The sequence below is a fragment of the Pseudomonas putida genome (assembly GCF_005080685.1).
Lineage (GTDB): Bacteria > Pseudomonadota > Gammaproteobacteria > Pseudomonadales > Pseudomonadaceae > Aquipseudomonas > Aquipseudomonas putida_V.
The window spans coordinates 6,452,699-6,476,812 of sequence record NZ_CP039371.1; the positions used below are offsets into that span (position 1 = coordinate 6,452,699).

Sequence of the window (24,114 nt, forward strand, 5' to 3'; positions counted from 1 at the left end):
TGAACATTTATACAGTGGATGTTTGCCCCTTCACCCGCCTCGCCCTAGAATGGCGCGATGCACACAGACGACCTCTCCCTCCTGCTGAACTCCCTCAACGATGCCCAACGCCAGGCCGTCGCGGCCTCGCTCGGGCGTCAGCTGGTGCTTGCTGGCGCCGGTTCCGGTAAAACCCGCGTGCTGGTGCACCGCATCGCCTGGCTGATCCAGGTGGAGCAGGCCTCGCCGCATTCGATCCTGTCGGTGACCTTCACCAACAAGGCGGCGGCCGAGATGCGCCACCGGATCGAACAACTGCTGGGCATCAACCCGGCGGGCATGTGGGTCGGCACCTTCCACGGCCTGGCGCACCGCCTGTTGCGGGCGCACTGGCAAGAGGCGCGGCTGAACCAGAACTTCCAGATCCTCGACAGCGACGACCAGCAGCGCCTGGTCAAGCGGGTGATCCGCGAACTCGGCCTCGACGAGCAACGCTGGCCGGCGCGCCAGGCCCAGTGGTTCATCAACGGGCAGAAGGACGAAGGCCTGCGCCCGCAGCATATCCAGGCCGGTGGCGATCTGTTCCTGGCGACCATGCGCAGCATCTACGAGGCCTACGAGCAAGCGTGCGAGCGCGCCGGGGTCATCGACTTTTCCGAGCTGCTGCTGCGCGCCCTCGACCTGTGGCGCGACCACCCTGGCCTGCTCGAGCATTACCAGCGGCGCTTCCGCCACCTGCTGGTGGACGAGTTCCAGGATACCAACGCCGTGCAGTACGCCTGGCTGCGCCTGCTGGCCGGCAGGGACGGCGGCAGTCTGATGGCGGTGGGCGACGACGACCAGTCGATCTACGGCTGGCGCGGCGCCAAGATCGAGAACATCCACCAGTACACCGCCGACTTCCCCGATGCCGAGATGATCCGCCTGGAGCAGAACTACCGCTCCACTGGCGGAATCCTCAAGGCCGCCAACGCCCTGATCGCCAACAACAGCGGGCGCCTGGGCAAGGAGTTGTGGACCGACCTGGGCGAAGGCGAGCCGCTGACGCTGTACGCCGCCTACAACGAGCACGACGAAGCGCGCTATGTGGTCGAGACCATCGAGAGCCTGATCAAGCAGGGCAACTCGCGCAACGACATGGCCATTCTCTATCGCTCCAACGCCCAGTCACGGGTGCTGGAAGAAGCCTTGCTGCGCGAGCGCATTCCCTACCGCATCTATGGCGGCCAGCGCTTCTTCGAGCGTGCCGAGATCAAGAACGCAATGGCTTACCTGCGCTTGCTCGAAGGCCGTGGCAACGACGCGGCCCTGGAGCGGGTAATCAACGTGCCACCGCGTGGGATCGGCGAGAAAACCGTCGAGAGCATCCGCGAGCATGCCCGCCACAGCCAGGTGTCGATGTGGGAAGCGATGTGCCAGCTGCTGGCCAACAAGGCCCTAAAGGGCCGCGCTGCCAGCGCGTTGGGCGCGTTCATCGAGCTGATCGAGGGGTTGGCCGCCAAGGTCGCCGACATGCCCCTGCACACCATGACCCAGACCACCATCGAGCAGTCCGGGCTGATCATCTATCACCAGGAAGAAAAAGGTGAAAAGGGTCAGGCACGGGTAGAAAACCTTGAGGAACTGGTCAGCGCGGCGCGCAACTTCGAGTCCACCGAGGAAGATGCCGACCTCTCGCCGCTGTCGGCATTCCTCGGCCACGCCTCGCTGGAAGCGGGCGATGCCCAGGCCGACGAGCACGAGGACAGCATCCAGCTCATGACCCTGCACAGCGCCAAGGGCCTGGAATTCCCGTACGTGTTCCTGGTGGGCATGGAAGAAGGCCTGTTCCCGCACAAGATGAGCCTGGAAGAACCCGGCCGCCTGGAAGAGGAACGACGCCTTGCCTACGTGGGCATTACCCGCGCCATGCGCCAGCTGGTGATGACCTACGCCGAGACCCGACGCCTGTATGGCAGCGAAACCTATAATAAGGTGTCGCGTTTCGTACGCGAGATTCCGGCTGGGCTGGTTCAGGAAGTGCGCCTTTCCAACAGCGTCAGCCGACCTTTCGGCGGCGCCAAGGCCACCACGAGCAACCTGTTCGCCAATGCCAACATCCCGCAGACCCAGTTCAACCTGGGCCAGCGCGTGCAGCACGCAGTGTTTGGCGAGGGCGTGATCCTCAACTTCGAGGGGTCCGGCGCTCAGGCGCGGGTGCAGGTCAACTTCGCCGAAGGCAGCAAGTGGCTGATGCTCGGCTACGCCAAGCTCGAGGCGCTGTAGCGGCAGGGTTGCCGGCGTTCGGCTGCGCCGCGCCGGCAACTGCCTGTAACATCCAGGCAAAAGCTCGAAACATTATGTCGCTGGTCATGTGCACATGAACCTGTGCACCATGACGCGCGTGCAATCCACAACAGGGGAAATCCCATTTATGCAACGTTTTCTTAGCATCGCACTGGCGCTCTGCGTCGGCCTGACGCTGAGCCTGGACGCCAACGCCAAACGTTTCGGCGGCGGCAAGAGCTCGGGCTCCGCGCCTATCCACCAGACCCGCCAGGCTACGCCAACCACGCCGGCCGCCGCGCCAACCGCGCCAGGCCGTGCCCCGGCCGCCGCCAGCGGTGCTTCGCGCTGGCTGGGCCCACTGGCCGGCCTCGCCGCCGGTGGCCTGCTGGCTTCCATGTTCATGGGTGACGGCTTCGAAGGCCTGCAGATCATGGACTTCCTGATCGTTGCGCTGATCGCCTTCCTGGTGTTCCGCTTCATCGCCGCGCGCCGCCGCCAGCAGCAGCCACAAATGGCCGCTCCAGGCCACGCGCCATTCCAGCGTGAAGCCCACGGCCAGCCTGCCCAGCCGTCGATCTTCGGTGGCGCGGCCGCACCTGCCGCCGCCCCGGCCCCGGCCATCAACGCCCCGGCCTGGTTCAACGAGCAGAGCTTCCTCGCCGCCGCCCGCGACCACTTCCAGTCGCTGCAGCAGCACTGGGACGCCAACGAGATGGACAAGATCTCCGAGTTCGTCACGCCGCAGATGCTCGAGTTCCTCAAGCGCGAGCGGGCCGACCTGGGTGATGGCTTCCAGTCCACCTACATCGATAACCTCGAAGTGCAACTGGACGGTGTCGACGATCGCCCAGACCGTACCGACGCCACCCTGACCTTCCGTGGCGTGTCGAAGACCTCGCGCTTCGACCAGGGTGAAGTGTTCAGCGAAAGCTGGCACATGGTTCGCGCCCAGGGCGAGAACCAGCCTTGGCTGGTAGCCGGTATCCGTCAGAACGGTTAACCATCGCACGTTGTCAAAAAAACCCCAGGCCTGGCCTGGGGTTTTTGCTTTTGCCAGAGCGGGCTACTACGGTATAACGCGCAGCGTTGTCATCAAGGTCAGAGGATGTGAACTGTGGAAGAAGTGATCGAACAACTCAGGGAAGCCAACGAGCCGGTACCGGTACCGCTGGAGCTGCCCGACGAAGACCAGCTGGTCGAAATCGAGGAACAGCTGTTCATCAACATTCCGTTCGTGTTCAAGGAATACCTGCTGACCGTCAGTGATGTGATCTATGGCTCCCTGGAGCCGGTCACGGTCACCGACCCGCAATCGCATACCTACCTGCCGGACGTCGCTGCCAATGCCTGGGATGCCGGCGTGCCGCGCGACCTGATCCCGCTGTGCCAGGATGGCGACGATTACTACTGCGTCGAAGAGGACGGCACCGTCGTGCTGTGGTCCGGCGAAGAAGAGATCGTCACCGAGGAAAGCTGGGAATCGGTGTGGCATTGGGTTCGGGACGTGTGGCTGGAAAGCTGACGACCTGCAGTCGGCCCCCTGGTACCAGGGGGCCAAGCCGCTGGATCAGTGCGAATGATCGCGGTTGTTTTCCAGCGTTTCGAGCAAGGCGATCTGCATCCGTGAATGCACGCGGATGAACCAGCGCCACAGCGATGCCACCACCACCGCCGCCACCACGGCAATCACCACCAGTAGCTCGCTGGTGGGCAGGATGCTGGCCGACAGCGCCGACAGCAGCAGGAAGATCACCAGCAGCGAAAGCAACGGGATCACCTCGGCCACCACCCGCCGTACCCGCTGGGTATGACGACCGGCCATCTCCGGCTTGACGCCCATCTCCGCCAGCAGCATCGACAGCGCCTTGAGCTTGCGATACGCAGCAATCAGGAACGGCAGCGACAGCAACAGCGCGGCGCCCCAGATCAGCGCCTTCTGCTGGCTGACATCACTGACCCACTCGCTGAGCCAGGCGCCGATACGCCCGGCAAAATACCCACCACTGAAGAAGATCGCGATCACCAAGGCCAGATTGACCCCTACCTGCAGCAGGATGCGTCGGATCATCGCCGCCAGCATCGCCCCCTCGCCTTGCGGCTGGATGCTGCGCAACCACTCGCCATACAGCGACAGCACCCGCGCCAGGCGGCTTGGCATCACATTGCCGAGCTTGATCGACAGCGGGTCGGCGGCGCGGATCAGGTACGGCGTCAGCAGCGTGGTGATGGCCGAAACGGCTACCGCGACCGGGTAGAGGAAGTCGCTGGTCACCTGCAAGGTCATGCCAAGCGCCGCGATGATGAAGGAAAACTCGCCAATCTGTGAAAGCCCCATGCCCACGCGTAGCGAGGTACGGCCATCGTTGCCGGCGATGAACGCGCCCATGCCGCAGGACAGCATCTTGCCCAGCACCACCGCCAGGGTGATGACCACGATGGGCCAGGCGTAGTCGACCAGTACCTGGGGGTCGATCATCAGGCCGATGGCGACGAAGAAGATGGCACTGAACAGATCGCGGACCGGTTCGATCAACCGCTCGATCTTCAGCAACTGGCGCGACTCGGCCATGATCGCGCCGATCAGGAAGGCGCCCAGCACCATGCTGTACTCCAGCTTGACCACCAACAGGCAGAAGCCGAAGCACAGGCCAAGCACGGTGATCAGCAGCATCTCGTTGCTTTCGAACTTCGCCACGTAGGCCAGCAGCCGCGGGACCAGCAAGATACCGATGACCAGCGCGACGATCATGAACAGCGACAGCTTGCCCACGGTCGAGAACACCTCGCCCGAACTCACCGTGCCACTGACCGCGATGCCCGACAACAGGGCGATGATGCCGATGCCGAGGATGTCCTCGACGATCAGCACGCCGAAGATGAGTTGGGCGAAGCGCTCGTTCTTCATCTTCAGGTCATTGAGCGCCTTGACGATGATGGTGGTCGAGGAAATCGCCAGAATCGCGCCGAGGAACAGCGAATCCATGGTGTTCCAACCAAACCAGCGGCCGATTTCGAAGCCCAGCCAGATCATCAGGACGATTTCCAGAAACGCCGCGATGAACGCCGTTGCACCCACCTTGAACAGCTTGCGCAAGCTGAATTCCAGGCCCAGGCAGAACATCAGGAAGATCACCCCCAGTTCGGCCAGGGTCTTGATGGTGTCTTCGTCATGGATGAGGCCGAAAGGCGGGGTATGCGGGCCGATGATGAAGCCCGCGACGATGTAGCCGAGCACTACCGGTTGCTTGAGCCGATGAAACAGGATCGTCACCACCCCGGCCACCAGCATGATCACGGCCAGGTCCTGGATGAAGCTGATGGCATGCATGGCGCGATACTCCTTGTGTCGAGGCCCTGGACAGTCCGCTCCGCAGCCAGGGCAACCCGGGCGAGCAGCTAGTACTTGTTGTATTGAATGGAGGAAAGCCCATGTTGCATGGGCGTACTCAGGGTAACATCGCACCTCGCCGGCGAAAGGCGGTGCAATATGTAGAAACAGATCGGCAGGTAAACGGCCAATCAAGGCGGCGTTTTATCCTGTAACGAAGCGTGACGATGGACCGTCAGCCAACGTCCCGTACCAGGAAGGCAAAGATTTCGAGAGGGGAAACAGAAGTGTCCGCAGATACCCGCCCCGATTCAGCGCAACCTCACCGTGAGCACACTATGGAACCTGGAAACGCCCAGCTGACCATGACCGTCCTGATGACCCCGGACATGGCCAACTTCTCTGGAAACGTACATGGCGGCACTTTGCTCAAGTACCTGGACGAAGTGGCCTACGCCTGTGCCAGCCGTTACGCCGGCAGTTACGTGGTGACCCTGTCCGTCGACCAGGTGATCTTCCGCGAGCCCGTGCACGTCGGCGAACTGGTGACCTTCCTGGCGTCGGTCAACTACACCGGCAACACTTCCATGGAGGTGGGCATCAAGGTGGTGACCGAGAATATCCGCGAACGCTCGGTGCGCCATTCCAACAGCTGCTTCTTCACCATGGTCGCGGTCGACGACAACCGCCGTCCGGTAGCGGTACCGCCGCTGCAGCCGCACAGCAGCGAGGAGAAACGTCGCTTCCTGCAAGGCCAGCAGCGCCGCCTGATCCGCCAGGAGCTCGAGCAGCGCTACCAGAACCTCAAGACCGACGCGGTCTAGATCGCCAGGCGCTGCGCCTCGAAGCGCACCCGCGGGTGCGCGATGCGGTCCTGGGCACGCACCAGCTGCAGTTCGTAGCTGGCGCAGGCCTGGGTTTCCAGGAGTACCTCGTGCACGGCTGCGGCGGTGAACTCGAACGCCTGCAACCAGCTGTCGCCCAGCAGCACGCGGCCGAGGAACAAGCCCGAGGTCAGGTCACCGACCCCGACCGGCTGGCGCGGGAACGCCAGCAGCGGGCGACGCAGGTGCCAGCTCGCCTCGCGGGTCACCAGCAACATCTCGAACTGATCCTCACCACGCCCCGGGTAGGCCAGGTGCTTGACCAACACCACCTGCGGCCCGCGCTCGAGCAGCGAGCGGGCCATGCCCACGCAGTCTTCCAGCGATTGCGCGGCGCGGCCACAGAAGCTGTCCAGTTCCAGTTGATTGGGACAAAGGATGTCTGCCTTGGCGGCAGCCTCCTCGAGCAGGAAGTCGCTGACCTCCTGCGGCACGATGCAGCCTTTCTGCGCGTGCCCCATGACCGGGTCGCACAGGTAAAGGGCCTTCGGGTTGACCGCCTTGATTCGCTCGACGCCCGCGAGGATCGCCCGGCCCTGTTCGGCGCTTCCCAGGTAGCCGGACAGCACCGCATCGCAATGCCCAAGCTCGCCGATGTTGGCAATGCCTTCCACCAACGCAGGAATTTGCGCCGGCGCGAGCACTTCGCCAGCCCACTGGCCATACTGAGTGTGGTTGGAGAACTGTACGGTGTTGAGCGGCCACACGTTCACCCCGATCCGCTGCATGGGGAACACCGCGGCGCTGTTTCCGGCGTGGCCAAACACCACGTGAGACTGGATAGCGAGTAGGTGAGGGGTACGTTTCATGTGGGAAGATTCCAAAGCTGTTTCAAGGATTGTACGCAGCGCAGTATGAACGCGATTACCACCTGTACGACAGGCCAGGGACGCAGTTAAGCTGGTTCAACCTGTTTGGAGCATATGCAAATGTTGACCCTGGAGAACCTCTTCGTCCTGATGCTGGTGGCCACGGCTGGCGCTTGGTTATGGCATAACCACGGGCTGCGCGAAAAGGCCCTGGAACGGGTCAAGCAACATTGTGCCAAGCTCGACCTCGAACTGCTCGACGATGCCGTTGCCCTCAAGCGTATCGCCTTCGTGCGCGATGCCAATGGCCGCAAGCGCCTGGCGCGCATCTATGCCTTCGAGTTCACCGTCACAGGTGAACAACGCCATCCAGGCACGGTGACCCAGTTCGGGGCCCATAGCGTACAGATAGAACTGGCGCCCTACCCGTTCGAGATCAAGACACCGCCTCGGGCCGACAATGTGATCGAAATGCAGCAGTGGCGACAAGAGCACAACCGCTGGCACAACTGAGGTCGCGCCGTGGGGAGCGGCAGCTACCCCTGTACGCAGCGCTTTAGCCCATCCTGCAGTGCCTGCTGGTTCTGAGCTTGATCGAAAATCAGCTCGATGCGCGAATCCCTGCGCCAATCGCTGGACTGCCAGGCCGGTAGCTCTCCATTCAAGCCATTAAAGGACTGCCACCCCCCCGCGCTGTGGATAACTCCTTTGGCCCGTTTCCAGGGCAAGTCCTGCAGAAACGCTTGCAACAGCTGTGGATCCAATTGCCGACTCGGGTGCCAGCGCCAGCCGATACTCCAGCCTCCCTCACCTGCCTCGGCCAGGCAAATCGGCACCTGTGGATTTGTCCACAGGGCGCCGGCAGCCACTGCGCCGCTATCCACAGCCCAAGCGGGTTCCACAGCAGTTTCGACAACACCTGTGGATGAAACTGGAAGGAGGTCGAATTCCACCTTTCCCTGCTCGGTCCAGATCGCTGGAACATCGCCTATCTGCTTATTTATCAACAGCTTGGAACATTCATCCACAGCCTCGCTCTTGTTCACAACAGCCATCCCGGCCACCGCCAGGGCTTCACGCTGAGCCTCCGGCAGCGGCTCGCCACGTCCCATCGCCTGGGCATCCAGCACAATCACCAAAGGCTGCACCACCAACACGCCCAGCCACGGTGCCTGGCCCAACTGCCGCAGCAGTTGCAACGGATGCCCAAGCCCCGACGGCTCGATGAACAGCCGGTCCGGGCGAGCCTTGCGCAACAGGCGCCCGAGCCCGACCTGGAACGGCATGCCGTTGACGCAGCACAGGCAACCCCCCGCCACTTCACCGATGGCGATCCCGTCCTCGTCGCGGCTGAGCAAGGCAGCATCCAGCCCGACCTGGCCGAACTCGTTGACCAGCACTGCCCAACGCTCGCCCTGCGGGCGCTGCGCCATCAACTGCCGGATCAGGCTGGTCTTGCCGGCACCCAAGGGTCCGGCAATCACGTGGGTGGGGATGTTTTGCAGCATGGGGTCACTTCGCAGCGGATTTGCCCCCACTATGCCCCGTCATGCCAACCAGTCAAGGCTCAGCAGCAAGCGGGGCTGCTGGCTGGGCGGCGAGCGGTGGATAAGTCCAGCGCCTTCGTTACCGATCCATTTCTCGCCCTTGAGCAAGGCCACGTCGCCGGTTTGCAGTTGTTGAATGTTATCCACAGGCGCTGGAGCCAGGTGCAAACCTACCCGTTCCACCGCGCCCTCCTCCAACCAATCGCTGCCAGGGCCGACATAAGTGGTCAGCAACCGCAGAGGGACGTTATCCACATGGAAGCGTGGGCACATGGCGCCTTGCAGTACGCGCAAGCGCAAGCCAACGCGCCGGGCGCCGAGCAGGTAGGTGTAGGCCGAAACCAGCCAGGTCACGTCGGCCACGAAGGCCTCGTAACCGTGCAGGTCCGCAGCTTCCGGCAGCAAGCCGGGCAGCAGCACCGGTTCATGCTCGCTTACCTCAACGACCCGCTGGTCCGCCAGTGGCTGGCCGAGGCTGATCACTAGGGCTGCGAAGTCTTCAAGCTGCGCCGGCAGGCGTCGCTGCCAAACAGCCATGTTGACGCCGTCGTGGAAGATTTCCGCCATCACCTTCGGCGATTCCCCGTAGATCTGGCGGATATCCACAGGGCGCTGCGCCAGCTTCATGCAGCCTCCTCGGCAAGCCATGGGCCAAAGGGGTCTTCCAGGCGCAGCCAGGCCATGGGGCCCTGCTCCATCTCTTCATCGCTCAACAGGCAGGCATCCAGCTCTGTGGATAACTTTGCTAAGTCGATATTTTGCCCGATGAACACCAGCTCCTGGCGGCAATCGCCGGTTTCGGCGCTCCAGTGCTTGAGGATCTCGGCGCTACCCTGCTCATCCTGTGGCCAATGTTCACGCGGTACGAAACGCCACCAGCGGCCAGCCAGACCGTGGCGCATCATGCCGCCGGCCTGGGACCAACTGCCGGCCTCCTGGAACTTGCTGGCCAGCCAGAAAAAGCCTTTGGAACGCAGCAAGCGACCATTACTCCAGTCCCTGTGGATAAAATCGAAGAAGCGTTGTGGATGCAGGGGCCGGCGCGCTACCCAAGTGCTTGCAGCGATGCCGTACTCCTCGGTTTCCGGCACGTGTTCGCCACGCATCTCGCGCAGCCAACCCGGCGATTGCGCGGCCTGGTCGAAGTCGAACAGCCCCGTATCGAGGATACGCGCGAGCGGCACCTGACCCATGACCATCGGCACGATCTGCGCACGGGCGTTGAGGCTGCGCAGAATCGCCGTGAGCTCTTCACGTTCATGCTGGCTGATCAGGTCGATCTTGCTCAGCAACAGCACATCGGCGAACTCCACCTGTTCGATGAGCAGGTCACTGATCGAACGCTCATCGTCTTCACCAAGGGTCTCTCCCCGGCTGGCCAAGGCATCGGCGGCCTGGTAATCACGCAGGAAGTTCAGGCCGTCGACCACGGTAACCATGGTGTCGAGCCGCGCCATGTCCGACAGGCTGCGCCCCTGCTCGTCACGAAAGGTGAAGGTTTCGGCCACCGGCAGTGGCTCGGATATGCCCGTGGACTCGATCAGCAGGTAATCGAAACGGCCTTCACGCGCCAGGCGAGCCACTTCCTCGAGCAGGTCTTCACGCAGGGTGCAGCAGATGCAGCCGTTGCTCATCTCCACCAGTTTTTCTTCAGCGCGATTAAGGGTGACGTCGCGCTGCACCTCGCTGGCATCGATGTTGATTTCACTCATATCGTTGACGATCACCGCGACGCGCAGCGCGTCCCGGTTGCGCAAGACGTGGTTGAGCAAGGTGCTCTTGCCGGCTCCGAGGAAGCCGGACAGTACGGTAACAGGAAGGCGATTGGACATTGGCAAGACCTCGTCAGGCGGACGCATTCGAAACGATGCATTGCACAATGTTATAAAGTAACAATACAATTTCGCCAAGCCACATTCGTCGCGAGCGTATCCGCACATGCAAAACCACCTGGTCCGAGCCGTCCTGTCGTTGATGCTCGTGTGCCCTTTACCGGTTCTGGCAATGGCGCCCGCGAACGGCTTAGCGCTCTGCACCCGAAGCGCAACGTTATTGGCATGCCAGGGCGCAAACGGCAGCTATTACAGCGTGCGCACCGAAGGCAGCCACTTTTACCTGCGCGGCTTCGACAGCGAGACCCGCAGGCTCTGGGCACAAACCAACAGCCGTTACGGCACGCTGACGTTTTTCACAGGCCTGGCCAGCGATGGCGAAGCCTGGTTCGGTTACAGCCGACGCGTTGGCTGGACCACGCTTAACCGCGTCTCCAGCTCCAGCGGCCAACGCTTCAATCTGCATTGCAGCCTGGTTGGCGGTTGCCGCTGACCCTTCATTACCGGTACTCCAGATGACCAGCCTCACGCTTCCCGACATCGCCATCCAGTCACAAGCCCAAGCCACCCCTCTGGATTGGGTCGGCATGTGCGGCATCGCGCTACCCATCCAGATCGACGGGTGTAGCGTGCTGGCCAAGGCCGACGCTGGCGTCAGCCTGGTGGATGGCAAATCGCGTGGCATTCATATGTCGCGGCTCTATCTCGCGCTCGAATCCATCGAGCAACAGCCGCTCACCTCGCTGAGCCTTCGCCACCTGCTGGCTGACTTCCTCGCTACTCATGAGGGGCTTTCCGACTCGGCCTATGTGCGCCTGACATTCGATTTCCCCCTGAAAAGACCTGCACTCGTCAGTCCGCTGGCAGGCTGGAAAGGTTACGCCGTCACATTAGATGCGAGGATCGAAAATGAAATGTTCCACGTGGAACTATCGGTCGACGTTCCCTATTCATCCACTTGCCCATGCTCGGCGGCTCTCGCCAGACAACTGATCCAGCAACAGTTCGAAGCCGATTTCACCGGAAAAAATCTGGACCGCGACAAGGTGCTGGATTGGCTGGGCAGCAGCCAAGGCATCGTGGCAACGCCGCATAGCCAGCGCAGCCAGGCCAGGGTTCAGGTACGACTACGCAACCATCAGACCCAACTGCCGCTCACTGATTTGATCGATGAGATCGAGGGCAGCCTGGGCACGGCGGTACAGACCGCCGTGAAGCGCGCCGACGAGCAGGCCTTCGCCTTGGCCAATGGACAGAACCTGATGTTTTGCGAAGATGCGGCAAGACGGGTACACAATGCCCTGCGCCAGCAAACCTGGGTAACGGGGTTCACCGTGCGTGTGGAACATGCAGAGAGCCTGCATGCCCACGACGCGGTTGCGGTCAGCCGCTGGCAGTGGTGAGGCCGGTCAGGTTCGTGGCTTGACCGTGCCACAGTCATTGCCCAACCACACGGCACGGGTATTCATGCTGCCCTGCTGCTGAACGCCCGAGGCATTGAACGTGCCGCTGACCTGAGTGGTGAACTCCTTGTCGCTGAGGAAAGTGGCCTGCCCACTGCCCTGTGCCTTGGGGCAGCTGAACTGAAACTTCCAGACATTGCCCGTGCGGTCGGTGATCTTCTGGGTGCAGCCCGACTGCGGGTCTTGGAGCGGGATGTCATTGGTCGCGACCTGCTCAGGCGTGAGGCACGAGCGCACGCCCTTGCCGCCGACGGTGACACCCTGCTTGGCCAGGGTCCCCTCCAGCATCGCGCGTTGCTCGGGCGGCAGATTTTTCAACTGCCCGAGCATGAACTCCATGTCCGGTAATGGCTTTCCATCGACCTGCATGTTGCTGGTAGTCAGCTCCCACAAGCCAGGTTGCAACATCTGCGCTTGCACCAACGCGCTGCTCAGGCCAAGGGGCAAAGCCAACAGTGATGCCAACACGGGCAGACGATTCTTCATGGATGAACGCTCCTCGAAATAAGCCGGCCAACCGGCCGGGCTGAGTCTTAGACGCCAATACCGCAGGTGGGTTGCAAGCCGTCACGGGAACGTGTTCTGTTACCCATAGTGTATTCGCCAAGCAGGATGCGTATGGATTATCACAGCCCGTATTTCTTCGGTTACGTACTCGGCCTTATTCATCTGCTGGGTATCATCGCCGCCCTGCACGCGTTGTTCACCGTGCGCACCGCCCAGGGTGCCATCGCCTGGGCGATGTCGCTGTTCTTCATACCTTACTTCACGCTCATTCCCTACCTGGTTTTCGGCGCCCGTTCGTTTTATGCCTACATCCAGGCCAGGCGCCAGGCCAACCAGGAAATGCACGTGGCCATGGCCAACCTCAACTGGCGGCCGTGGGTCGAGGAAGCGCTCACCGCCCGCGAGTCCGCCAGCTACGCAGCCCTGCGTGCGATGCCGAAACTGGGGCGGATGCCATGCCTGGCCAACAACCGGGTCAAGCTGCTGATCGATGGCGAGGCCACCTTCGACGCCATTTTCAGCGCCATCGCCGATGCGCGTGAAGTGGTGCTGGTGCAGTTTTTCATCATCCACGACGATGCCCTGGGCAAGTCGCTGCAGCAGCTGTTGCTGCGCAAGGCGGCCGAGGGCGTGAAGGTGTACGTGTTGTATGACCGGGTCGGCAGCCATGCCCTGCCAGCACGCTACAGCCAGACGCTACGTGAGGGGGGTGTACAGATCCATGCGTTCGCCACCCGACGCGGCTGGTTCAACCGCTTCCAGGTCAACTTCCGCAATCACCGCAAGATCGTCGTGGTCGATGGTCTGGTCGGCTTTCTGGGTGGGTTGAACGTGGGCGACGAATACCTCGGTGGCAACCCGCACCTGTCACCCTGGCGCGATACTCACGTCGAGGTCAGCGGTCCGGTACTGGCCTGCCTGCAGGAATCATTCGCCGAGGACTGGTACTGGGCGGCGCGGGAGCTGCCGCCGTTGATCCTGCCTGATAGCTACCCCGACGACGGCGTGCTGTGCCAGGCACTGGCCAGCGGGCCGGCCGACCCGCAGGAAACCTGTTCGCTGTTCTTCCTCGAGGCCATCCATTCCGCGACCCAACGGGTGTGGATCACCAGCCCCTACTTCATCCCCGACGAGGCGATCTTCGCCGCCCTGCGCCTGGCGGTGCTGCGCGGGGTCGATGTACGGGTGCTGATCCCGTCCCGGCCGGACCACAAGATCGTCTATGCGGCATCCAGCCTGTTCGCCTTCGAAGCGGTGCGCGCGGGTGTGCGCATGTTCCGTTACCAACCCGGGTTCATGCACCAGAAGGTGGTGTTGGTAGATGACGAGGTGAGCGCCATCGGCAGTGCCAACCTGGACAACCGCTCGTTCCGGCTCAACTTCGAGATGACCTTGCTCACCGTCGACCGGACGTTCGCCGACCAGGTGGAGACGATGCTGCTTCATGACTTCGAGCTGGCGAGGGAGATTACCGCCGAGGACAGCCAGGACACCCATCGGATCCAGCAGTTGGGGATGCGCATTGCGCGATTGATTTCGCCGATTCTCTAACGGGCTTCTGCGGCCCTATCGCCGGCAAGCCGGCTCCACAGGATGTGCGGAGCGGGCTTGCGGCGAGGGGTTCGGATCAGCGGTAGAGGTCTTCGCGGGTCCAGGGCAGATCGTGGTGCCCATCGGCGAAAGGCTTCACAGCCAGGATCTGGTGCAGGTTGATCCAGCCCTTCTCGAAGGCATAGGCGCACCCGGCCAGGTACAGGCGCCAGATCCGTAGGGTCTTCTCTGGCACCAGCGCGGCGGCACGGTGTAGCTGGTTCTCGAGATTCTCGCTCCAGTGGTGGAGGGTCTTGGCGTAGTGCAGGCGCAGACTCTCGACGTCCACCACTTCCAGCCCGGCTTCACAGATGCTCGCGCTGATCATCGACAGGTGCGGGAGCTCGCCGTGGGGGAACACGTAGCGATCGATGAACTCACCGGCACCCCGCCCTACTGGCCGGCCATCGACGTGCTTGGCGGTGATGCCGTGGTTCATCACCAGTCCACCTTCGCGCACGGCGCCGAACAGCTTCTGGCAGTACAGCGCCAGGTTGGCATGGCCGACGTGCTCGAACATGCCGACACTGACCACCTTGTCGAAACGGCCATCCTGCGGCAGGTCGCGGTAGTCGAGAATTTGCAGGTCGACCTTGTCGGCCAGCCCTTCGTCCTGCACCCGTTGGCGGCCAAGCTTCAGTTGCTCCTTGCTCAGGGTGATACCGAACACCTGGGCGCCGTATTCGCGGGCAGCGAAGCGCGACAACCCACCCCAGCCACAGCCGACATCCAGCAGGTAGTCGCCGGCCTGCAGACGCAGCTTGCGGCACAGGTGATCGAACTTGTCCTGCTGGGCCTGATCCAGGGTATTGTCCGGCTCACGGAAATAGGCGCAGGAATAGGCCATGTCCTGGTCGAGCCAGAGCTGGTAGAACTCATTGGAAACGTCGTAGTGGTACGAGATGGCCTCGGCATCGGTGTCCTTGTCGTGCGACTGACGTGTGGGGAGCACCTCGTCCTCGTCGCTCAACAAGGCTTCGCTCAGCTCGTCGCACACCCGAATGGCTTCGCCGATATCACCTTCCAGCTCGATCTTGCCTTCGACGAAGGCGGTACCCAGTTCATCCATGCTGGGATGGGTCAGCTGGGTAATCAGCTGAGGCTCCTTGATCAGGATGGTCACCTGCGGGCTCGGCCCGAGGTCGAAATGGTTACCGTCCCACAATTTCAGACGTAGCGGCAGATGCAGGCTCTGCAGTGCAGGTGGAAGTTGCGCAAGCATGAACGACCCTCCTATCCATTTACGGGCACGACCCATGGCATTTTGAACGCCACCGGAACAGGGTAGTTCATTCGTAGGGAGTTTCCTGCTTACCAGACCATGGTCTAGAGCGGTTCCTGCGCAAAAGGGACGTTAACTGGCGGGGTCGCTGTTTTCCCAATACCATTCGTGCGCGCCTTCGATCAAACCAGCGGAGCCCTTGGGTGAGCATCAATTTCGACCTGAACGACCTGAAAGCCTTCCGCGCCGTTGTCGAGCAAGGCAGCTTTCGCCGCGCCGCCGACACCATCCGTATCACCCAGTCGGCCCTGAGCCGGCGCATCGAGAAGCTCGAGTCGGCACTGGGGGTGAAACTGCTGGAGCGCACCACGCGCAAGGTTTCGCTGACCAATGTCGGGCGCGCCTTCCTGCCCCAGGTCGAACGCCTGCTCGACGACCTCGACCTGGCCCTGCTCAGCGTCGGCGACGGTGGCGCGCTGCGGACCGGCACCCTGACCATCGCCTGCGTCCCATCAGCCGCTTACTACTTCATGCCCCACGCCATCCGCGCTTTTCATGGGCAATACCCGAAAGTGCGGATCAACCTGTATGACGCTTCCGCAAACGAGGTAAGTGCCGCGGTAGCCTCGGGCGAAGCGGACTTCGGCCTGAGCTTCACCGGCAACCTGGCTCCGGAGATCGAATTCAGTACCCTGCTCGAGGAACGCTACGTCATCGCCTGCAGGCAGGATCACCCACTGGCGCAGCGCGAGGTCGTGAGCTGGGCAGAAGCCTACCAGCATGACTACATCACCCTGGGCAAATCATCGGGCAATCGCCTGGTGCTGGACCGGGCCCTGGCCGGTATGCCGGTGCCCAAGGAAAGCGTGTGCGAGGCCAGGCACGTGACCACCTTGCTGGGCCTGATCGAAGCGGGACTGGGCATTGCCGCAGTCCCTTCGATCGCCCTGCCGCTGACGCCCCACCCGGTGCTCGCCAGCGTTGCGCTGGTCGAGCCGGAGGTCACCCGCAAGATGGGGCTGATCAAGCGCCGCGGCCGCACGCTGACACCGGCGGCGCTGGAAATGGTGCGGCTGATCCGCGAGCTGCCCGGCGTGCTAGCGGGCGACTGAGTCCAGGCCTGTGGCCTGCACCGCCGGCTGCACCGCGGGCGACGCCAGGTAGTCTAGCAACTGCCGGGCCTCGGCCGGGTGCTCGGCCGCCTTGGGAATACCCGCAGCGAAGCGCGTCACCGATTGCAGGCTCTCCGGTATCTTGCCCACGTAGGTCACGCCAGGCACCGGGAGCAATTCTGCGACTTGTTGGAAGCCCACTTCATAGGTGCCCTTGGCGACTTGCGAGGCCACGGGGATGCGCTCCACCATCGTGCTCTTGCCGACAAGCTGGTCGGCGATGCCCAGCTTCTTGTACAGCTGCTTCTCGATGTACACGCCGCTGGCGCTGTCCGAGTAGGCCACCGACTTGGCCGCCAGCAAGGTCTGCTTCAGTTCGGCGGCGGTGCCGATCGCGGGCTTGGGCTGCCCTGCCCTGACCACCATGCCGATGCGCGAATCGGCCAGCTCCACACGTGAGGCCGGGTCGACCTTGCCTTGGCGAATCAACTCGTCCAAGGCATAGCCGACCATGATCACCACGTCGGCATGCTCGCCACGCGCCAGCCGGTTCGGGATCGCCTCGGGCGCCTTGCCCATGGAGGGTCCCAGCACGGTGACCAGCGTGTCGCCGCTGCGCTTGGCGTACTGGGGGCCGAGTTGCTGGTAGGCGGCGGTAAAGCCGCCCGAGGTCATCACGGTCAGTTCCGCAGCCTGGGCGAGACCGCAACTGGCGACCAGGGCAGCGGCCAGCAGCGCTTTCATCGGGCGGCTCATGCTGCCACCGGTGCGCGGTTGCCCAGCCGGCGATAGAGCATCCAGGTGGCGACGAATGCACAGAGCGCGGCGAACATCAGCCAATAGGCCGGCGCAGCCTTGTCGCCGGTGGCGTGGATCATCCAGGTGGAAATGGCCGGGGTGAAGCCACCGAAAATCGCGGTCGCCAGGCTGTAGGCCAACGAGAAGCCCGCTACCCGCACTTCAACCGGCATGATTTCGGTCAGCGCCGGGATCATCGCGCCGTTGTACAGGCCATACAGGAACGAGAACCACAGCAGGACTTCGAGCATGTGGCCGAAGGTCGGCGCCTGGGCCAGGAACGACAGCGCCGGATACGCGCTGAGCACGGTCAGCAGCGACATGGCGCTGAGCAGCGGCTTACGCCCGAAACGATCGCTCAAGGCGCCGCCGATGGGCAACCAGAAGAAGTTGGACACCCCTACCAGCAGGGTCACGATCAGCGCTTCGCTGGTGCTCAACTGCAGCACGGTCTTACCGAAGGTCGGGGCATACACGGTGATCATGTAGAAGGCGGTAGTGGTCATGGCCACCATCAGCATGCCCAGCACGACCACGCGGGCATTGGCGAACAGCGTGGCGAGCACGGCCTTCATGCTCGGCCGATGCTTGCGGGCGGTGAACTCTTCGGTCTCCTGCAGGTTGCGGCGCAAGATGAAGATCATCGGGATGATCAGGCAGCCCACGCCAAATGGCACGCGCCAGCCCCACTCGGCGATCTCGCCGGCCGACAGCCACTGATTGAGGCCGAAGCCCAGGGCGGCGGCGACGACGATCGCGACCTGCTGGCTGGCCGACTGCCAGCTGGCGTAGAAGCCCTTGTGCCCGGGCGTGGCCATTTCTGCCAGGTACACCGACACGCCACCGAGCTCGGCACCCGCCGAGAACCCTTGGAGCAGGCGCCCGAGCAGCACCAACGCCGGCGCCCATAGCCCGATACTGGTGTAGCCAGGCACCAGCACGATCAGCAGGGTGCCGCTGGCCATGATGCCGAGGGTGACGATGAGCCCTTTGCGGCGGCCGACATCATCGATATAGGCGCCCAGGATGACCGCGCCGAGCGGGCGCATGAGGAACCCTGCGCCGAAGGCGGCGAAGGTCATCATCAGCGAGGCGAATTCGTTGGAGGCCGGGAAGAACGCGGCCGCGATGTGGGTGGCGTAGAAGCCGAACAGGAAGAAGTCGAACTGTTCGAGGAAGTTTCCGGACGTGACCCGGAAGACCATACCGGCTTTTGACGTGCCCTTGGGCGCCGGATGTGACGGCAGACTCATGGTGGATCTCCAGCTTTTTTTAAAATTTGTAAGTGCTTGTTGCTGGAATGATCGGCGAAAGTGGGGTTGAGGATAATCGCTGAATTTTCATCGATTGATGCGTGGATGCGATCAATTAGAAGGAATGGTCGTTGGAAAATCAATCAAACAACCTACTTTGTCCCAGCTAACGCGTCGCATGCATTCTGACGCTCATCATGTGAGCGCACACTTCGGCTGTGTATGCCCAAGTGCCTTGATTAAACGTCTCGGTGAAAGTACTGACACTGAGCGCGCAGTAATTGCTAACTTAGAAAGATGGCTCCTGCCACCCTCGCTGCTCTGTCGGACGAGCTTCTGAAGAGCGAGGGGAGCGCTCAAGCTTGCCGGTTTCGACGAAGTGTTGGAAGCGTAAATTGCCAAAGTGGGCGGCCGCCGACATTACTGCGACAGAATCGAGTTTTCCCTTGTGTACGCGACGTCTTGGTTTCGGCTGGCCGGAGCCCGAGCCGGTCGAGTTGCTATATCCAAGCGTCTGAATCCCTTCCATGGAGTCATGACCCTGTTTCAACACGAGCGGCGCTCCGTATATCAGTCAATTTGGTGATGCAGACTGCACATTGCCACCGGCACGCCCCGTTGAGCGGTGATTCCAATCGTCTCAGGGTCGCAAAAAACTACGTGCTGGCATGTAGTTATTCAGGCACTCAAGGGTGTGCTGCTCAGCTCGCCCGTTGCCGAATGCCATGCTCAGGACGGTATCAAACTTTTTGGCATTCGTGGTCGTTTCCTTGCCGTAAGCGACCTTCGAAGTGATGTGTCCATGGCCGTACATATCGATGGCCTTCACTAGCAACGACTCCAAGCATTCAACCCTTTGATACAGGATAGCCTTGGCAAGCTCGCAATCAGATTTGTAAATCGCGCTGAGAAAATTCTTATCCCCCGTGGTAAGGGTAAAGTTCTCGCTTTGCGAGTGAAAGTTTTCAGCGTGGAGTGTCAACTGCAGCTCCCCGTCGTGAACCCCATCAAGAAGCATCAGTTGCTCAAGCAAGTCGATATTTTCTTGGGCCGCCCCCAGCTTTTGGCAGGAATCGACCATCTGACACAGTCGATCAAAAGCAGTCGGATTGCCCAGGCGCTTATCCAGGCATTTGTCCGGGTTGTTCAGGTAAAGGGAATACGGGGCATCTCCAAGCACATAGCAGTCCGCAAAGCTGCAATTGAGCACTGTTAACGCTTCATCGACAAGATCGCATTGGGCCAGTGCTACCAGGACATCATTGTCAGCGAGCACGATCATCTATGCGATAAGGTTCCGAAGCAGGTGCTCGCTGTCAGGATCAAGTCCATCAGCCAAATTGCCGAGCGCACGCTCACGTACCACATCTTGGTCGGTGGTCTGCCCCGATATTTCTTTCACTGCGCTCACACAGAGTGGAAAAAGCTTGGGAGCGTTGTGGGCAACGTTCAATACAGCATGAGTCGGGTCAATTTGACGCTCCCTTCCGAAACGGATGGCAGTATCAGCAAGCGGGCGGGCCTGCATAAGCCGAGGTAGTGTCAATCGTGTATCCGCATTCCCTGTCAACAACTCGATAGCAAATCGGTCGGCTTCGATTTCTTGGTAGTTCCGCCCTTCCTCGGACTCATGCTTCTTGATCTCATCGTCAACGATTGCACCGTTCTCTGAAAGGTGCCCCAATGCGATATGACCCAATTCATGAGCAAGGTGGAACAACAGAAATCCCTGCTTGCGAACGTTCGACAGCACAATAGAAGGCCGACCTTTGATCGACATGGCGATGCCATCCATTTTCTTGCGACCCAGCAACGGAGAGGCAAGGTGGAGAACCGGGATTCCACTCTCCCAGCACAGATCTAAAATCTGCTTTAGCCCGACCCACTGAGCGCCGCCGCCGAGAATCCGAGCACGAATCTGCGCAGCGCTCGCTGGGAGCGGCGAATACTTGCCATCCATTGCATTGAGGGCGATACGGGAACCACTCTTAGCTAATGCAACTGCTACAGCAACATCGTCCTCTGAAGTCTTCGCAGAGAGCTTGAAGCGCTTTTCGTTTGGCAAATCGAACGCCACCCGAGGGGGATTCTCGCTGAATGCTCTGATCTGGAGGCTCAATGCCTTAGCTAGATAGATCTTAGCTCGCTGGGCAGCCCCGGGAGTCGCCTCAATTTCAGCCGACCACCACTCAGGCATAAGACTCGCCAGATTTCTCTTGGACAGGCCGTAGCTGTGGAGGGCGGAATAGATGCTCTGAATGTCAGTCATGCTCAGCCCTCCGTGGGTAAATACGCAGATGAAATGATGGCGTTTAGACGGCTCAATCGAATTGGGAGGTCACCAACATGATCAAAATGATAGCATTCTCTTCCATATTCCCATAGACGATTGCCTCAATGGGATCAATGAACACTACGTCCTTTGGATGCATCGCTTACCTTAAATTGATCAGGCCTGCTTTTCTTGGCATAGGACAACGAGATCAATAGGAAGGTCGCAGATCGGCCGACTCACTCGCTCGTGAGCGTTTCCGAGCCGCCTCTGGACGAATCGGTTCACTCATACTCGTTCGGACCCGGCACCAAAGATTCGAAACCATTGAACATTAAACAAAACGCCAGTTCTATTTCAGACTAACCCGATTTCTTGTAGGGCATTTCCGATTCATACTCCTAGGCCTGCCAAACCATTGCTACTGCTGGAATGGGGGCCTAGTCTCGGGGCGTCGCTGCCAAATCGGCGACCGGCTTTGACAGGCCGATCCTTCTCTCCGAGCACGTACACGCTTCATGGCGGCAGTACGTGGGGCACCTCGTGTGCGCCGAGCCTCCGGAGTCCTCGGTCTGTCAACCCGCGTACCGCTGCCACCCTCTTGTTTGACAGCTCGTTGGTTGCAGCCCAATCGACTCCGGAGTTGTATATGCGCAAGAATATCCCCGATCCACCCGCTTCCTCCCTCGAATCCTTCATCGCTCTGCAAGACACACTCACGCAGGCATCAGAGCACGTCATCTGCGCCCTTTCCGTGGCCAGTCAATCCGTGATGCTCAACCCTGCCAGCCCAAGCTCGAAGATCATGCGAGCCGTGATCCATGAGATGGCGACTGTGCAGGCCTTGTTGGCGTTTGCTGAAGAGCATGCGCAGATGCGAGCGCATCTGCCAGCCGAGCCGCGAACACTGCATTAAGTGATGTGTTGTCAGGGCGGGCCCTTTCGCGGGCAAGCCCCTCCCACAGGGTCAGCACAGTCCTCAATAACAGTGGGGCACCTGTAGGAGCGGGCTTGCCCGCGAAAGGGCCCCGCCCAGACAGCCAAATTTTCGAAGGGAGATCGACAATGACCAAAGACGCCGTAACACCGGGCGAAACCCGTTTCTACCAAGGCGAAGGCCAAACCCAACCGCTGTTTCGTATCGAACCGGGCATCCACTGCCAGTTCGCCCGCGAACAAGCCTCGGAATTGATGGGCTACGCGCGGGACATGACCCTGGACGGCCTGATGGAGCGAAACCACACGCTGATCTGGGCCTCGTACTACCTCAATGCCCTGGCCAAGGCACTGCTCGACGATGCCGAGATCGGGATGATGCAAGCCAGGACCCGTTAACGAAAAAGCCCCGCAGGCCAGAACCTGCGGGGCTTTCAAACGATGATGCGACCTACCGGGACGCTAACGCCAGTCCCTCACTCCACCGTCACCGACTTCGCCAGATTACGCGGCTGATCCACATCCGTGCCCTTGAGCACCGCCACGTAGTACGACAGCAACTGCAACGGAATGGTGTACAGGATCGGCGCCAGCGCATCGATGATGTGCGGCACCTTGATCACATGGGTGCCCTCGCCATTGGTCATGCCCGCATGTTCATCGGCGAACACCACCAGCTCACCACCTCGCGCGCGCACTTCCTGCAGGTTCGACTTGAGCTTCTCCAGCAGTTCGTTGTTCGGCGCCACGGTCACCACCGGCATGTCGCTGTCCACCAGCGCCAGCGGGCCATGCTTGAGCTCGCCGGCCGGGTAGGCTTCGGCGTGGATGTAGGAGATCTCCTTGAGCTTCAGCGCGCCTTCCATCGCCACCGGATACTGGGCGCCGCGACCGAGGAACAAGGTGTGGTGCTTGTCGGCGAACAGCTCGGCGGTTTTCTCCACGGTGCTGTCCATGGCCAGGGCTTCGCCCAGGCGGGTCGGCAGGCGACGCAGCTCTTCGACCAACTCGGCTTCCACGCCAGCCTCGAGGGTACCGCGCACCTGGCCCAAGGCCAGGGTTAGCAGCATCAGCGACACCAGCTGGGTGGTGAAGGCCTTGGTCGAGGCTACGCCGATTTCCGGGCCAGCCAGGGTCAGCAGGGTCAGGTCGGACTCACGTACCAGCGAGCTGATGCCGACGTTGCAGATCGCCAGGCTGCCGAGGAAGCCCAGCTCCTTGGCGTTGCGCAAGGCGGCCAGGGTGTCGGCGGTTTCGCCGGACTGGGAAATCGAAACGAACAGGGTGTCGGGCTGCACCACCACCTTGCGGTAGCGGAACTCGCTGGCGACTTCGACCTGGCACGGAATACCGGCCAGGCTCTCCAGCCAGTAACGGGCGACCATGCCGGCGTGGTAACTGGTGCCGCAAGCGACGATCTGCACATTGCGCACGTTGGCGAACAGCTCGGCCGCCTGCGGGCCGAATGCCTGCACCAAGACGTGATCCTTGCCCAGACGGCCTTCCAGGGTGCGCTGCACCACGGCGGGCTGCTCGTGGATCTCCTTGAGCATGAAGTGACGATAGGCACCTTTGTCGGCGGCCTCGGCGCCTTCGTGGTATTGCACCACTTCACGCTGTACCTGGGCACCAGCCTGGTCCCAGATGGTCACCTGGTCGCGGCGGATCTCGGCGATGTCGCCCTCCTCCAGGTACATGAAGCGGTCGGTGACCTGGCGCAGGGCCAATTGGTCGGAAGCCAGGAAGTTCTCGCCATGGCCCAGGCCGATCACCAGCGGGCTGCCGCTGCGGGCTGCGACCAGGCGGTCGGGTTGTTTCACGCTGATCAGCGCCAGGCCGTAGGCACCGTGCAGGCGCTTGATCGCCGCCTTGAGCGCGCTGGCCAGATCCGGAATGCTCTTGAGGGTGTGGTGGATCAGGTGGACGATCACCTCGGTATCGGTCTGCGAGGCAAACACGTAGCCCAGGCCCTTGAGCTCTTCACGCAGTTCTTCGTGGTTCTCGATGATGCCGTTGTGCACCACGGCGACTTCGTTGCCGGAGAAATGCGGGTGGGCATTGCCTTCGGTCGGCGCGCCGTGGGTGGCCCAGCGGGTGTGGGCGATGCCCAGCTGGCCGACCAGCGGGTTGGCGGTATTGGCCGCTTCCAGCTCGGCGACCTTGCCGATGCGGCGCAGGCGCTGGAGTTCGCCTTGTTGGGTATAGACGGCCAGGCCGGCGCTGTCATACCCGCGGTACTCCAGGCGCTTGAGGCCTTCGATCAGGATGGCTGTGATGTTGCGCTCGGCTACTGCACCGACGATTCCACACATGG

General features: G+C 61.7%; 23 protein-coding genes. 11 read left to right on the plus strand and 12 right to left on the minus strand.

What is annotated here, in order from left to right; translation table 11 throughout:
- Positions 1-57: 57 nt before the first annotated feature.
- From uvrD to E6B08_RS29940, 3 genes are all read left to right on the plus strand, one after another.
- Positions 58-2,244 (plus strand): DNA helicase II, encoded by a 2,187-nt coding sequence (gene uvrD / locus E6B08_RS29930; RefSeq protein WP_136917268.1) that lies wholly within the window; start codon positions 58-60, stop codon positions 2,242-2,244.
- A 148-nt stretch (positions 2,245-2,392) separates the two neighbouring features.
- A complete protein-coding gene (locus tag E6B08_RS29935) occupies positions 2,393-3,247 on the plus strand; it encodes a Tim44 domain-containing protein (RefSeq protein WP_136917269.1) in 855 nt (284 codons plus the stop codon).
- A 114-nt stretch (positions 3,248-3,361) separates the two neighbouring features.
- On the plus strand, positions 3,362-3,769 hold the full coding sequence (locus E6B08_RS29940; RefSeq protein WP_136917270.1) for an SMI1/KNR4 family protein: 408 nt from the start codon (positions 3,362-3,364) through the stop codon (positions 3,767-3,769).
- Between the two features lie 45 nt (positions 3,770-3,814).
- Here the strand turns inward: E6B08_RS29940 and E6B08_RS29945 are convergent, their stop codons facing one another.
- Positions 3,815-5,575: a cation:proton antiporter gene (locus E6B08_RS29945; protein ID WP_136917271.1), complete on the minus strand. Its 1,761-nt coding sequence runs from the start codon at positions 5,573-5,575 to the stop codon at positions 3,815-3,817.
- A 338-nt stretch (positions 5,576-5,913) separates the two neighbouring features.
- Here E6B08_RS29945 and E6B08_RS29950 point away from each other — a divergent pair, with 338 nt between their 5' ends.
- Positions 5,914-6,399: an acyl-CoA thioesterase gene (locus E6B08_RS29950; protein ID WP_136917272.1), complete on the plus strand. Its 486-nt coding sequence runs from the start codon at positions 5,914-5,916 to the stop codon at positions 6,397-6,399.
- Here E6B08_RS29950 and pdxY read toward each other — a convergent pair.
- Positions 6,396-7,268: a pyridoxal kinase PdxY gene (pdxY, locus tag E6B08_RS29955; protein ID WP_136917273.1), complete on the minus strand. Its 873-nt coding sequence runs from the start codon at positions 7,266-7,268 to the stop codon at positions 6,396-6,398. The two genes, E6B08_RS29950 and pdxY, sit on opposite strands and share 4 nt — an antisense overlap.
- Positions 7,269-7,388: 120 nt before the next feature.
- Between pdxY and E6B08_RS29960 the strand changes: the two genes are divergently transcribed.
- The gene (locus E6B08_RS29960) at positions 7,389-7,781 is read left to right on the plus strand and encodes a DUF3301 domain-containing protein (RefSeq protein WP_136917274.1); all 393 of its coding nucleotides are present in this window, start codon (positions 7,389-7,391) and stop codon (positions 7,779-7,781) included.
- A 23-nt stretch (positions 7,782-7,804) separates the two neighbouring features.
- Here E6B08_RS29960 and E6B08_RS29965 read toward each other — a convergent pair whose 3' ends face one another.
- From E6B08_RS29965 to zigA, 3 genes are read right to left on the minus strand one after another with little or no spacing between them, the layout of a single operon-like run.
- The gene (locus E6B08_RS29965; RefSeq protein WP_136917275.1) at positions 7,805-8,776 is read right to left on the minus strand and encodes a CobW family GTP-binding protein; all 972 of its coding nucleotides are present in this window, start codon (positions 8,774-8,776) and stop codon (positions 7,805-7,807) included.
- A gap of 39 nt (positions 8,777-8,815) precedes the next feature.
- Positions 8,816-9,442 carry a DUF1826 domain-containing protein gene (locus tag E6B08_RS29970; protein WP_136917276.1) on the minus strand — a complete coding sequence of 209 codons (627 nt, stop codon included), beginning with the start codon at positions 9,440-9,442 and terminating at the stop codon, positions 8,816-8,818.
- Positions 9,439-10,647: a zinc metallochaperone GTPase ZigA gene (gene zigA / locus E6B08_RS29975; protein WP_136917277.1), complete on the minus strand. Its 1,209-nt coding sequence runs from the start codon at positions 10,645-10,647 to the stop codon at positions 9,439-9,441. The genes E6B08_RS29970 and zigA overlap by 4 nt, the downstream gene beginning before the upstream one ends.
- A 106-nt stretch (positions 10,648-10,753) precedes the next feature.
- On the opposite strand from zigA, the gene E6B08_RS29980 reads away from it, so the two are divergent.
- The gene (locus E6B08_RS29980; protein WP_136917278.1) at positions 10,754-11,140 is read left to right on the plus strand and encodes a glutamine synthetase; all 387 of its coding nucleotides are present in this window, start codon (positions 10,754-10,756) and stop codon (positions 11,138-11,140) included.
- Positions 11,141-11,162: 22 nt separating this feature from the next.
- On the plus strand, positions 11,163-12,050 hold the full coding sequence (gene folE2, locus E6B08_RS29985; RefSeq protein ID WP_136917279.1) for a GTP cyclohydrolase FolE2: 888 nt from the start codon (positions 11,163-11,165) through the stop codon (positions 12,048-12,050).
- A gap of 6 nt (positions 12,051-12,056) precedes the next feature.
- On the opposite strand, the gene E6B08_RS29990 is transcribed toward folE2, so the two are convergent.
- The gene (locus E6B08_RS29990) at positions 12,057-12,596 is read right to left on the minus strand and encodes a DUF3617 domain-containing protein (RefSeq protein ID WP_136917280.1); all 540 of its coding nucleotides are present in this window, start codon (positions 12,594-12,596) and stop codon (positions 12,057-12,059) included.
- A 132-nt stretch (positions 12,597-12,728) separates the two neighbouring features.
- On the opposite strand from E6B08_RS29990, the gene cls reads away from it, so the two are divergent.
- Positions 12,729-14,168, plus strand: a complete 1,440-nt coding sequence (gene cls, locus E6B08_RS29995; RefSeq protein ID WP_136917281.1) for a cardiolipin synthase — start codon at positions 12,729-12,731, stop codon at positions 14,166-14,168.
- A gap of 76 nt (positions 14,169-14,244) precedes the next feature.
- Here cls and cfaB read toward each other — a convergent pair whose 3' ends face one another.
- Entirely contained in the window at positions 14,245-15,429 is a 1,185-nt protein-coding gene (gene cfaB, locus E6B08_RS30000) for a C17 cyclopropane fatty acid synthase CfaB (protein ID WP_136917282.1), read from the minus strand.
- A gap of 203 nt (positions 15,430-15,632) precedes the next feature.
- On the opposite strand from cfaB, the gene E6B08_RS30005 reads away from it, so the two are divergent.
- Positions 15,633-16,541 (plus strand): LysR family transcriptional regulator, encoded by a 909-nt coding sequence (locus E6B08_RS30005; RefSeq protein WP_136917283.1) that lies wholly within the window; start codon positions 15,633-15,635, stop codon positions 16,539-16,541.
- Here E6B08_RS30005 and E6B08_RS30010 read toward each other — a convergent pair.
- The 4 genes from E6B08_RS30010 to E6B08_RS30025 form a co-directional block, all read right to left on the minus strand.
- Complete coding sequence (locus tag E6B08_RS30010; protein ID WP_136917284.1) at positions 16,527-17,297, minus strand: substrate-binding domain-containing protein; 771 nt, start codon at positions 17,295-17,297, stop codon at positions 16,527-16,529. The two genes, E6B08_RS30005 and E6B08_RS30010, sit on opposite strands and share 15 nt — an antisense overlap.
- Entirely contained in the window at positions 17,294-18,592 is a 1,299-nt protein-coding gene (locus tag E6B08_RS30015; protein ID WP_136917285.1) for an MFS transporter, read from the minus strand. The genes E6B08_RS30010 and E6B08_RS30015 overlap by 4 nt, the downstream gene beginning before the upstream one ends.
- A 640-nt stretch (positions 18,593-19,232) precedes the next feature.
- A complete protein-coding gene (locus tag E6B08_RS30020) occupies positions 19,233-19,874 on the minus strand; it encodes a hypothetical protein (RefSeq protein WP_136917286.1) in 642 nt (213 codons plus the stop codon).
- A complete protein-coding gene (locus E6B08_RS30025) occupies positions 19,875-20,861 on the minus strand; it encodes an ImmA/IrrE family metallo-endopeptidase (RefSeq protein WP_136917287.1) in 987 nt (328 codons plus the stop codon). It abuts the gene before it with no gap.
- A gap of 652 nt (positions 20,862-21,513) precedes the next feature.
- Between E6B08_RS30025 and E6B08_RS30030 the strand changes: the two genes are divergently transcribed.
- Together E6B08_RS30030 and E6B08_RS30035 are read left to right on the plus strand one after the other, a co-directional pair.
- Positions 21,514-21,780, plus strand: coding sequence for a hypothetical protein (locus E6B08_RS30030; protein WP_136917288.1), 267 nt, complete (start codon positions 21,514-21,516; stop codon positions 21,778-21,780).
- Between the two features lie 149 nt (positions 21,781-21,929).
- Positions 21,930-22,199, plus strand: a complete 270-nt coding sequence (locus E6B08_RS30035) for a DUF3077 domain-containing protein (protein ID WP_136917289.1) — start codon at positions 21,930-21,932, stop codon at positions 22,197-22,199.
- A gap of 77 nt (positions 22,200-22,276) precedes the next feature.
- On the opposite strand, the gene glmS is transcribed toward E6B08_RS30035, so the two are convergent.
- Positions 22,277-24,112, minus strand: a complete 1,836-nt coding sequence (glmS, locus tag E6B08_RS30040; protein WP_136917290.1) for a glutamine--fructose-6-phosphate transaminase (isomerizing) — start codon at positions 24,110-24,112, stop codon at positions 22,277-22,279.
- Positions 24,113-24,114: the final 2 nt, after the last annotated feature.